This is a genomic window from Actinoplanes sp. NPDC051494 (genome assembly GCF_044454705.1).
GTDB lineage: Bacteria > Actinomycetota > Actinomycetes > Mycobacteriales > Micromonosporaceae > Actinoplanes.
Genome location: NZ_JBITDZ010000006.1, coordinates 298,041 through 309,568, shown reverse-complemented (window position 1 = coordinate 309,568; position 11,528 = coordinate 298,041). Strand labels below are relative to the sequence as shown.

General features: G+C 71.6%; 8 protein-coding genes. 2 read left to right on the top strand and 6 right to left on the bottom strand.

Annotation, left to right across the window (positions count from 1 at the left end; all coding sequences use genetic code 11):
• Positions 1–411, bottom strand: a 411-nt coding sequence (locus ACIA6A_RS22835; protein ID WP_396099822.1) for a hypothetical protein, incomplete at its 3' end; no start/stop codon positions are given.
• Between the two features lie 196 nt (positions 412–607).
• Between ACIA6A_RS22835 and ACIA6A_RS22830 the strand changes: the two genes are divergently transcribed.
• A complete protein-coding gene (locus tag ACIA6A_RS22830) occupies positions 608–1,216 on the top strand; it encodes a LuxR C-terminal-related transcriptional regulator (RefSeq protein WP_396099821.1) in 609 nt (202 codons plus the stop codon).
• On the opposite strand, the gene ACIA6A_RS22825 is transcribed toward ACIA6A_RS22830, so the two are convergent.
• The 4 genes from ACIA6A_RS22825 to ACIA6A_RS22810 are packed head-to-tail and all read right to left on the bottom strand — an operon-like array spanning position 1,213 to position 10,031.
• Positions 1,213–2,553, bottom strand: a complete 1,341-nt coding sequence (locus tag ACIA6A_RS22825; RefSeq protein WP_396099820.1) for an EsaB/YukD family protein — start codon at positions 2,551–2,553, stop codon at positions 1,213–1,215. The genes ACIA6A_RS22830 and ACIA6A_RS22825 overlap by 4 nt on opposite strands.
• An 11-nt stretch (positions 2,554–2,564) precedes the next feature.
• A complete protein-coding gene (gene eccCa, locus ACIA6A_RS22820; RefSeq protein WP_396099819.1) occupies positions 2,565–6,551 on the bottom strand; it encodes a type VII secretion protein EccCa in 3,987 nt (1,328 codons plus the stop codon).
• Positions 6,552–6,559: 8 nt separating this feature from the next.
• Positions 6,560–9,265, bottom strand: coding sequence for a right-handed parallel beta-helix repeat-containing protein (locus tag ACIA6A_RS22815; protein ID WP_396099818.1), 2,706 nt, complete (start codon positions 9,263–9,265; stop codon positions 6,560–6,562).
• On the bottom strand, positions 9,255–10,031 hold the full coding sequence (locus ACIA6A_RS22810) for a hypothetical protein (RefSeq protein ID WP_396099817.1): 777 nt from the start codon (positions 10,029–10,031) through the stop codon (positions 9,255–9,257). Before ACIA6A_RS22810 ends, ACIA6A_RS22815 begins: the two co-directional genes overlap by 11 nt.
• 183 nt (positions 10,032–10,214) lie before the next feature.
• Here ACIA6A_RS22810 and ACIA6A_RS22805 point away from each other — a divergent pair, with 183 nt between their 5' ends.
• Positions 10,215–11,225, top strand: coding sequence for a CE1758 family FMN-dependent luciferase-like monooxygenase (locus tag ACIA6A_RS22805; protein ID WP_396099816.1), 1,011 nt, complete (start codon positions 10,215–10,217; stop codon positions 11,223–11,225).
• Here ACIA6A_RS22805 and ACIA6A_RS22800 read toward each other — a convergent pair.
• Positions 11,212–11,511 (bottom strand): YbaB/EbfC family nucleoid-associated protein, encoded by a 300-nt coding sequence (locus ACIA6A_RS22800; protein WP_396099815.1) that lies wholly within the window; start codon positions 11,509–11,511, stop codon positions 11,212–11,214. The genes ACIA6A_RS22805 and ACIA6A_RS22800 overlap by 14 nt on opposite strands.
• Positions 11,512–11,528: the final 17 nt, after the last annotated feature.

Sequence of the window (11,528 nt, the reverse complement as noted above, 5' to 3'; positions counted from 1 at the left end):
CCGATCGACCCTGGTCCCATCGGCGTACTTCCACGTGCTCGACCCATCACCGCCATACGCAATCGACACCTCCTGCGCCGGCTGACCATCAGAACCGGGCAATGTGCCGTGGGTCGGTCTGCCGTCGGCGGTGAACCGGTCGAAGGACGCCCCGTCCGCTGTGGTCTCGTGGGTGAGCGTGCCGGCGGCGTCGCGGGAGACCCTCGTGCCGTCCTCATAGGACCAGAGGCTGGAGCCGTCGTCGCCGTACGTGATGGAGACGTCCTGGTTGCCGGGGAGGGTTACGTGGGTGGGTTTGCCGTCGGCGGTGAAGGCGTCGTAGACCGTTCCGTCGGGGAGTTGCTGGCGGACGGGGTGGCCGGTGCTGTCGTATTCGACGATGGTGCCGTCGGCGCTGGTCTCGATGGGCACGTCGGTCTCCTGGACTGGCAGCGGGGGTGCGCTTCGAGAGTAGGAGCGACGGTGGAGCAGCTGGCAAGACACTTGTTCGGGGACGTCGGGGGATGTTCCTCGGAGAAGTTTGCGACGTCCTCGAACCGGCGGGGCCTTCCAGCCGTTCTAAGGCGGAACCTGGCCCGTGGAGGAAGTAATGTTCGAAGTCGCTGTTGTGGCGGATCAGCCTGTGTGGCGGGCCGGCCTGGAGAAGCTGGTCGCCGATGATCCGGCTCTGCGGGTGGGCGCGGCGGTGGGTGACCTGACGGATCTTCCGGCCGATGCGGTGTACGACCTGGTGGTGCTCGATGTCGCGAAGCCGGATGCCGCCGCGTTGGAGCTGGTCATCGGGGCCGCGCCGTTCGGGCATCTGCTGGTCAGCGCTGACTGGACGGGCCGGCCGGGGTTGATGGCGGCGATCCGGGCTGGTGCGCGTGGGTGTGTGAGCCGGCTCGCGGAGCAGGACGCGGTGCGGGAGGCCATGCGGGTGACCGCGCAGGGTGGTTTCTATCTGTGTCCACGGTTGGCGGACCGGTTCCCGGCGGAGTTGCCCGGATCCCCGGCGGAGGATCAGGGTGGGCTCGCGCCGCGCGAGGTGGAGACGCTGCGGTGGATCGCGTCCGGTTTCACGCACGCGCAGATCGCCACGCGGATGGGGCTCTCGCAGGCGACGGTCAACACGTATGCGAAGCGGATCCGGGCGAAGCTCAACGCGAACAACAAGGCCGAGCTGACCCGCCGTGCGATCGAGCTCGGCCACCTCACCCCGGTCGGACCCAGCTAGAAGATGGTCCGCCCGACCATCATCAGGTGCCCGAAGACCCCGAAGACGCCCATGGTGAGCGGCGCGATGGCGATCGCCGCGACGACGCCGAGCACCTCGGCCCGGCTGCGGCGGATCGGCGGTTTGGGGCCGGAGCCGGGTGGTTTGACCGGCGGGACGAGGATGCTCATCATCACTCCGGCCGCGACCACGAGCAGTCCGGCACCGAGCAGGATGACCGCCGCGCCCGCCCCGGAGGACGTCACCGCACGCACTGCCGCGACCAGCAGTCCGAAGGCGCCGATGGTGGCGGCGCCGCCCAGCAGGTAGAGCTCGGTGGTGAACGCCGCTCCTCGCGCGCGGGCGAAGACGGCGGCGCAGACGAAGACGGCGAGGATCACCGCGAACGACCGCCCGGAGACGGCCAGTACCGGCAAGGTGACGGCGAGCCCGAGGACCGGGCCGATCAGGACGAAGGGCAGGACCCGGGCCGAGCTGTGCACGAGTTCGGGGATGGGCCGCGCGGGCATCCAGGCCGTGACGAGCGCGGCGAGGCGACGGGAGAGCGCGAGCATCCCGGTGGCGGCCGCGGCGATGATCGCGGCGGATTCGACACCGTCGGCTTCCAGGCCGGCGGTGAGTGCGGCGAGCAGGCCAGCGGCGACCAGGGAGATCTCGACGGCGACGAAGATGACCTCGGGCAACATCGCGATCGCCATCAGCATCGCGGTGTTGGCGCCGATGGCGGCGCCGCCCCAGCCCCACCCGCTGCCGCCGAGGCCGCGGGCGATGAGCAGGCCGGCCGCGGCCAGGCAGGGTACGGCGGTGAGCGCGACGCCCAGCACCAGTCCCGCCGGCGCCGGGGTCTTGCGCTGGTTCAGCCCCCACCCGGTGCCGAGCAGGGCCATGCCGGCGACGGTGAGGCCCACGGCCGCACCCGTGTCGGCGCGGTAGCGCAGTGCGAGCATGACGGCGGCCGCGACCAGCAGGATCAGGCCGAGGGCGAGCACCACCGGTCCGGGGTGGACGGTGTCACGGCGCAGCTGCTCGGTCTCCTCCGCGACGGCCTCGTCGATGTCCTTCACGTCGGGTACTTCCAGCGGCCCGCCCGCGAGGTCGTACAGGTAGAGGACCTCGCCGTCGACGACGCCGGCCTGCAGCAGCCCGGTGTCGAGGGCGAACGGACCGGTGTCGGCCCGGGCGAGGGACCAGACGGGCGGCAGTTGGTCGGAGCCCTCCTGGCCACAGAGCTCGGCGAGGCGGGGGGTGTATTCGCCGATCGGGCTGAGCGAGGGCAACGCGATGTCGACGCTGCGGTAGGTGCCCACCACGGTGACGCGGGTGTGTTCGTTCGCCATGTGATGACCTTTCAGGCGACGGGTTCGAGCGCGGGCGCGGGAACGGCGGTCTGGATCAGCTGGTTGGGGTGGCCGCGACGGACCAGCAGGCCCCGGCCGGGCGGGCGCTGGGCGGCGCGTTCGTCGCCCAGGATGAGGCCTTCGCGGTGGTCGCCGGAGAGCACGATGCCCCCACAGCCCATGTCCCGGATGCGGCTGGTGAGCTGGTCGGACATGCCGGAGCGGACCATCCCGGCGACCCGCCGGGCCAGCACCATGTGCAGGCCGACCTCGCGGGCCTGCGGGATGAACGGCACGAGCGGCGCGAGCACGCCCTGCGGGCCTCCGGAGAGCAGGTCGTAGTCGTCCACGACGACGTAGATGTCGGTGCCCTCCCACCAGTCGCGGGCTTTGAGCTGGGCGGGGGTGATGCCGGGCGGTGGGACCCGTTCCTTGAGTTTGTCGACGACGCTCTGGACGTAGACCTGCGCGCTGCCGGCGTCTCCGGCGTACGCGCCGAGGTGTTCCGGCCCCACGGCGTCCATCAGCGAGTGCCGGTAGTCGAAGAGGACCACCCGCATGTCGTACGGGGACGTGCGCTCGGTCAGCCCGGTCAGCCAGGTACGCAGCAGGTTACTCTTGCCCGACCCGGCGTCGCCGTAGATGAGGAAGTGCGGGTCTCCGGTGGTGAGGTCGAGCCCGACGGTGCTCAGGTCGTTCTCGGCGACACCGATCGGTACGGTCGCCGGGGTGGCGCCCGTCAGCGCGGGAAGCTCGGTCACGGTGATCCGCTGCGGCAGGAGCCGGACCGGCGGCGCCACGGGACCGGTCCAGTGCTCGGCGATCCGGGCGATGATGTCCTCCTGGGCCTCGCGCAGTCCGTCCGCCGAGTCGACACCGTCGAGGCGGGGCAGCACGAGCTGGAAGAAGACGCCCGGTGCGCTGATGCCGCGGCCGGGCGTGCCGGAGGGCACCCGGGTGGCGACCCGGCGGTTGATGTCCGACTCGCTGGGGTCGTTGAGGCGCAGCTCGATGCGGGTGCCGATGCTGTCGCGCAGGGCGGGCCGGATGTCGTTCCAGCGCCCGGAGGTGATCACCAGGTGCACCCCGGCGCCGAGGCCCCGCGCGGCGATCTCGTTGATCGCGGCCTCGGCGCCCTCGAACTCGGCGCGCAGCGCGCCCCAGTTGTCGATCATGAGGAAGATGTGCGGGACGCCCAGGTCCCCGACGGACTCCATGCCCTGCTGGCGCATCGTCCGCTCGCGGTCGACGATCAGCGCGCGGATCTCGGCGAACGTGCGGCTGACCAGTTCGGGCTCGTTGCGCCCGGCGACCGTGCCGACGTGCGGCGCCGCCGCGTACGGGTGCAGCGTCCCCCCGCCGAAGTCGATGCAGTAGAACTGCATCTCCTCAGGGGTGTGGGTGAGCATCCCGGAGAGCATGATCGTGCGCAGCATCGAGCTGCGCCCGGTCCGCGGTGCCCCGACGGCGGCGAGGTGCCCGTGCGCACCGCCGAAGTCCATGACCAGCGTCTCCTGGTCCTGCTTGATCGGGAGGTCGAGCAGCCCGATCGGCACCGCGAGACGCCCGGACAGCGGCCAGACCCGCGCCGCGTAACCACGGTCGGCCTGGACCCCGGGCCGGCCGATCAGGTGGTCGAGGGCGAGCGCGGCGGGCAGCGGCGGCAGCCACACCTGGTGCGCGGGGCTGGTGACCGAGGTCAGCCGGTCCACCACGATCTTCAGCTCGGTCGGGCCGGGCCGGGCGGTGAGTTCCGGTTCGTCGGCCTCCTGCACCGCCGACGCGTACGTCCGCAGGTCGAACGGCAGCAGCGCGCCGTCGGTGCGGCCGGCACTGAATCGCTCCTCCGCGCTGACGTACGGCGCGGAGACGTGGGCGACGCGGAACCGCTGGAAGATGCTCTCGTCCACCTTCAGGTACGCCGAGCCGGGGATCGCCGGGAGCTTGTAGGCGTCCGTGGTCCCGATGACCGTCCGGCTCTCGGCGGCGCTGAACGTGCGCAGGCAGATCCGGTAGGACAGGTGCGAGTCCAGCCCTCGGAGCTTGCCTTCCTCGAGCCGCTGGGTGGCCATGAGCAGGTGCATGCCGAGGCTCCGGCCGACCCGGCCGATCTGCACGAACAGTTCGGCGAACTCGGGGCGCCCGGAGAGCAGCTCGCCGAATTCGTCGACCACGATCAGCAGGATGGGCAGCGGCTCGAGGGGGTTGCCGTCGGCTCCGACGGCACCGGCCGCGCGGCGCATCTGGTATTCGCGGACGGTGTCGAAGTTGCCGGCGTCGCGCAGGATCCGTTGCCGGCGCTGCTGTTCGCCCATGAGCGCGGCGAGCACCCGGTCGATCATGGCGGCGTCGTCGGCGAGGTTGGTGATCAGCCCGGAGACGTGCGGCAGTCCCTGCAGCGGTGCGAACGCCGCGCCACCCTTGAAGTCGATGAGGACGAAGCTGAGCAACTCCGGCGAGTGGGTCAGGGCGAGGCCGGTGACCAGCGTACGCAGCAACTCGCTCTTGCCGGAGCCGGTGGCGCCGACGATCAGGCCGTGCGGCCCGGAGCCGCCCTGCGCCGACTCCTTGATGTCCAGCATGACGGTCTGGCCGTCACCGTCGACGCCGATCGGCGCGCGCAGCATCCGCGGGTCGCCGGCGGCCACCCAGCGGCTGGTCACGTCGCCGCGGCCGGGGTCGGTGCCGAGGACCATCTCGCTGAGCGAGCGGGTCCGGGTCAGACTGTGCTCACGTTCGTCACTGAGCCGCAGCGGTGCGAGGTTGCGCGCGATGAGCTCGGCCATCAGCGGCGACACGTCGTCCGGCCGGCAACGCAACGCCGGGGTGACGACCGGCTCGCTGCGCCCCTCGGTGATCACGTGCCCGGCGTCGTCGAAGCGGATCCGCAGGTCCACCCGGCTGGGTTCGTCGAGCTCCCGCTCACCGCAGAAGATCAGGGTGATCCCGAGCTGGGGGCCGGCCGCGGCGAGCAGGGCGGCCATCAGGTCGGAGCGGCCCCACTCGGAGAACGGCGCGAAACCGGTGAACACCACGACCAGCCGCCGCTGACGTTCCGCGGGGCGGTCGCCGCTGAACGCGTTTCGCCGGCTCTTCTGCAGCTCGTGGCGCCGGGTCAGCTCGGTGGACAGGTATCCGGCGAGCACCTCGGGGTCCTCGGCGACCAGCGACACCGACCCGTTGTCACTGCGGGCGTCCGGCTCGAAGGTGTGCGGCAACCATTTTGCCCACTCCCACTGCTCGGCGCCGGCGGTCTCGATCACCAGCGTCACGTCGTCGGGGGCGTGCAGCACGGCGATCTGGGACAGCAGGGCGCGGGCGAACAGGTCGGTCCGGGCCTGCTCGCCGACCACGCTGATCACTCCGGCGGTGCCGACGTCGATGACCATCGGCTGGTTGTCGAGATGGCCCATCCGGTCGATCAGCCGGTGTGCCGCCTGCATCGAGTCCCAGTCGTACTCGCCGAGCGGGTCCATCTTGGAGTCCATCTCGATCGGGGTGGCGAGCCGCACGGCGCCGTGCCCGATCCGGACGCGCAGGAAGTCGGCGTCGTCCTGGCGGCGCTCCCACACCCGGTGCCGGGTGGTGCTGATCGACCAGAGCCGCTTCGGCTCGGGGTCGGCGAGCGCCGAGACCGTGCGCTGGGCCTGCGCGACCTCACGGGCCTCGTCGCGGGCGAGCGCCAGGTGCCGGCGGTACCGGATCCGCTGCTTGCGGGCGGTCCGGCCGCTGGCGCTGCTCTGCTGCATCCGCATCGCGATGACCGCGCCGGCGGAGGTGACGAAGAACAGCACCCCGATGATGATCAGCGCCGGCTTGCCGAACGTGACCATGTAGGCGGCCATGCCGACGCTGCTGAGCAGCGGCAGGATGAGGGTCCACGCGGAGTTCGCCGGATTGTCCTTGGGCCCTTCGGGCGGGTTGGGCAGGATCACCTTCTGCGCCGGGAGCTGCGGCAGCAGCATCCGGGCGGGCCGGTGGAACGCGAGGCGGCTCATCGGGCTCCTCAGCCTCGGACGTCGAAGTCGACGTCGGTCAGGTCAGCGGCTTCCAGCGTGCTCAGTTGGTCGTCGGTGGGGGAATCCAGCGCGGAGATCCGGCCGGCGTGCTGCTCGGTCATCTCCTGGAAGACCTTGCGGGCGTACCGGCCGTTGCCGAAGCCCTCCCCGCGGTCGATGGTGGCGAAGAACTCGGTCAGCCGTTCCTGCGCGCCCTCGGACAGCCGGTAGTCGTGGTCGTTGGCCTGTTTCGCGACGATCCGGGCGAGGTCGGTCTCGGAGTAGTCGTCGAACGTCAGGGTGCGCGAGAACCGCGAGGAGAGCCCCGGGTTCGCGGCGATGAAGTGGCGCATCTGGTCGGGGTATCCGGCCACGATCACGACGATCTCCTCCCGGTGGTCCTCCATCAGCTTCACCAGCGTGGAGATCGCCTCGCTGCCGAAGTCGTTGCCCTGGCCCTCGGGCACCAGCGCGTACGCCTCGTCGATGAACAGCACCCCGCCGAGCGCGCGTTCGAACGCGGCCTGGGTCTTGGGCGCGGTGTGCCCGACGTACTCGCCGACGAGCATGCCGCGGTCGACCTCGACGAGGTGGCCGCTGGTGAGCATGCCCATCGCGGCGAGCAGCTGACCGTAGAGCCGGGCGACGGTGGTCTTGCCGGTGCCGGGGTTGCCGGCGAACACGAGGTGCCTGGACATCGGCGGGGGTGCCAGACCGGCATCGCGACGCCGCTTGACCAGGTGCATGAGCTTGACCATGGTGCCGACGTCCTGCTTGACCCGGACCAGTCCGATCAGCTCGTCGAGCTGGTCGAGCAGCGGCTGCAGCTCGATCGAGACCGCGGCGCCGGCGGCTTTACCGGCGACCGCGGCGGGGGCGGCCGGCGTGCCGGAGGTGGCCACCGTGCCCGGGGCGTCCGGCTTGGCGGCGGGCCAGCGCGCCGATCCGACCTTCGCGCTGTGGCACTCCGAGAAGGTCGCCGACGCCCGGCCGGACTGACTGACGTCCTCGTCGGTCTCGCGCACGGTGCAGCGCCGGAACACCGGATCGGCGTCGTCCCCGATGTAGACGGCCGGATAGCCGGTCCGGGAGAACTCGGAGTCGTCGACCGTGCCGTGCGCACCCGGTCCGAAGTAGATGCCGTTCTTCTTCGTGTCGGCGACCGTCAGCCGCCGGAACACCGGCCGGGCCCCGGTCCACACCGCCACGCCGCTGCCACCGATCTCGGTGACCGCGCAGTCGTCCAGCACCGGCTCGGCGTCCACGTCGACGAAGATCCCGGCGGCACCACAGCCCCGTACGGTGGTCCGCACGATCGCCGGCGCCGCACCGGGCGCGACCTCCACGCCGGTCTGGGCGATGTCGCGGATGACGCAGTCCTGCACGAGTGGCCGGTGCGGGGTGTCCACCCGGACGCCGGTGCGGCAGCCCGCCACGGTGAGGTCGCGCAGCACCGCGTCGGCGGCGTCGTCGATCTGCACCCCGCCCAGCTCGGCCCGCTCGATCCGGCCGCCGCGGACGTGCAGGATCGCCGCTCCGGACGCGCGGACACCCAGCTCGGCGGTGCCCTCGACGGTCACGCCGAGCAGCGTGACCGCAGCCGTGCCGGTCAGGTGCACGGCGGTGAACCCGCAGGCGGTGACCGCGGTGTCCCGCATCAGCAAACGGCTCGCGCCGACCGCGAAGACGCCGTTGGCGGCGGCGGTGGTGAGCGCCCCGCCGGTCCAGCGGACCTCGGCGTCGTCGCGCAGGGCGAGCCCGGTCTGCACGCTGTCGGTGACGGTGGAGTCGCGGACGACCAGCCGGCTCTCCTGGGCGGCCAGCACCCCGGCGGTGCCGGCCCGGTCCACCTTGGTGTTCACGAGCAGGGTGCCCGAGGTGCCGCCGGTGACCAGCCCCGCGGCGCCCGTACGGCTGATCTCGCAGTCGCGGACCACGACGCCGGCACCGTCGGACGGCTCGGCGACGTCATGGTCGTCGGTGCGTCCGGGCCGGACCGGCGGCCACCACTTCCGGTCGCCGGTCGCGCTGCCGAGCACGCGGACGCCGTCCCCGCCGACGTCGTGCACCTGACTGCTGACGAGTCGCAGGACGCCGGCGTCGCGGACCTCGATCCCGGCGTCGCCGGCCCCGCCGATGTCGCACCCGGTGAGCACGGCGGAGGCGGTCCCCTCCAGTCGGATCGCCACCCCCGGGGTCCCGGTGAGCACGGCGTCCGTCAGGGTCAGCACCGCTGAGCCGGTCACGGCCACACCGGCGCCGGTGACCCGGAGCCGGTCGGCGTCGAGCTTCGCCCCGTCGGTGACGCTCACCGCCCAGACCTCGGCGTCCTCCACCGAGCAGCCGGTCATCCGGGCCGTGGACCGGCCGCTGAGCTGGACGGATCCGGCGCCGATCCGGCTGTCCTCGAGGTTCAGGTGGCCGGACGTGACCGCGACACCACCCCGGATCGTGAGGCCGCGCGCGGTGACGGTGCCCGCGCGGACCAGCAGGGCCGGGCCGTCGGCAGCGATCAGTTCGACCAGGCCGCCCTCGTTCTCGGCGACGACGGTGATCGTGCCGTCCAGGACAAGGCACTCCCGGTAGGTGCCGGGTGCCACCGCGACGACCGTGCCCGGTTTGGCGGCGCGCACCGCGGCGCCGATCGTGCGATGCCGGCTCCACGCCCGGTTGGAGACCCGCTCGACCTTGGCGGCGACCACCTCAGGACGCACAGTTCACCCGCATCTGGGCGAAGACGATGCGCGCCTGCCGGACCCCGGTGACATCCTTCGCGTCGAGTCGTACGGCGATCTGGTTCTGATGCACGGGGAACGTCCCGGCTTTCACCCAGGTGCCGGCCGCCTTGCGCTGGTCGAGGGTGAAGTTCGCGTACGGCGTGCCGGAGGTGCCGGTGGTGATCGTGTACTCGGCCCGGTCGGCGAGCGTGGTCCCGGGCGCCTGGGGCACGTACACGCTGACCTGGCAGGACCTGATCTCCTTGCCGGTGGTGAACGACCAGGTGGCCGCCTGCGTGGCGGTTTCCTCCTTGGACGGCAGAGGCAGCGTCTCGAACGTGCCGTGGCAGCCGTCCTGCTTCCAGCCACCGGTGCCGATGGTGCGCCACTGCCCGGTCCGGCCCTGGGCGGCGAACCCTCGGTCGGCGCTGGTCTCGCAGTCCCAGCCGGCGACCGCGTCGAAACCCACGACCGGTGGCGCGGACGCGCTGGCCGGTGCCTTGCCCTTGAAGGCCGCCTTCTGGGCGGCGCTCATCGGTTTGATCAGGTTCCAGAACACCCCGACGACGACAGCACCGACGGCGACCAGCGCGGTCACGGTGATCAGGGTCGGCAGCCGTACGGTCGCCCGCTCGCTCGCCGGCCGCGCGGCCGCGTGCTCCACGAACGCGCGGACGTACTCGCTGCGCCGGCTGAGCGCCGCGGACGCACGGTGCTCGACGTCCGGCTCAGCCGGACGTTCGGTTCTAGTTGCCCCAGTCATGCTGCTCCGCGCTCGGCTCGCCGGTCTCTGGCCGCCCTCATGACGGCTGCCCCGTACCTCCGGTTCATTTTTTCCGCGGGGAGTTGTGCCAGCGCATCATCACGCGCGCGCCGGGGACGCGGCCAACCCCCGCGAACAGGGGACAAGCACCTGACCCGGGGCGGTGTGGCAGGGTGATGCACCATGCAGATCGGCGTCTACAGCATCGGCAACCGGACGCCCGATCCGGCGACGGGACGGCTTCCGGGCGAGCACGAACGACTCAAGAGCATGGCGCGGATCGCCGAGCGGGCCGAGCAGGCCGGTTTTGATGTCTTCGCCGCCGGAGAGCACCACCAGCCGCCGTACGTGTCGTCCTCGCCGGTCGCTCTGCTCAGCTATATCGCGGCGCGGACCGACCGGTTGCTGCTGTCGACCGCCGCCACCCTGCTGACGACCAACGATCCCGTACGCGTCGCGGAGGACTACGCCACGCTGCAACTGCTGTCGGACGGCCGGCTCGACCTGATGCTCGGCAAGGGCAACGGCGCCGCGGTGTACCCGGCGTTCGGCAGGGACCTCGGCGACGCGGACGAGCTGATGGCCGGGAACTACGCGCTGCTGCGCCGGTTGTGGGGGCCCGATCCGGTCGAGTGGTCGGGCCGGCACCGGTCGCCGCTGACCGGCTTCACCTCGGTGCCGCGGCCACTCGACGGGGTCGCCCCGTACGTCTGGCATGCCGCGGTGACCAGCACCGGCGCCGCCGAGCTGGCGGCGGAGCACGGCGACGGCTTCTTCGCCAACCATCTGTTCTGGCCGCGTGAGCACACCGCGCAGATGGTCGCTCACTACCGCGCGGAATACGCCCGGCACGGCCACCGGGAGCCCGCCCGGGTGGGGCTCGGCGGTCAGGTGTTCGTCCGGCCCCGGTCGCAGGACGCCATCGCGGAGTTCCGCCCCTACTTCGACAACGCGCCGGTGTACGGGCACGGCCCCTCGCTGGAGGAGTACACCGCGTCGACCCCGCTGGCGGTCGGCAGTCCGCAGCAGATCGTCGACGCGGTACTCGGTCACCGCGACTACGTCGGCCATTACGACCGGCAGCTGTTCCTCATCGACCACCCGGGGCTACCCGAGGCGACCGTTCTCGAACAGCTGGATCTGCTCGGGGAGCACGTGCTGCCGGCGTTGCGCCGGGCCACTAGTGGAGGGTGATCTCGATCGCGCCCATCTTCTGGGAGGCCAGCTTTCCCGCGTTGTCGGCGGCGGCCTGGACCGCCTCGGCGATCGCCTTCTGCAGAGCCGCCACGTCGCGCTGATCGAAGACCGCCGGATCGACCCGGACCGCCTGCAGCTTGCCCATCCCGCTGGCCAGCACGGTGACCGTTCCGTCACCCGAACGACCGGTCACCATGGCCTTGGCCAGATCGGTCTGCGCGTTCCCCATCTCCTGCGCGAACGCCTTGCCCTGTTCGAGGAAATCCTGAATGTTGGGCTGCATCACTGTTCTCCTTCGGT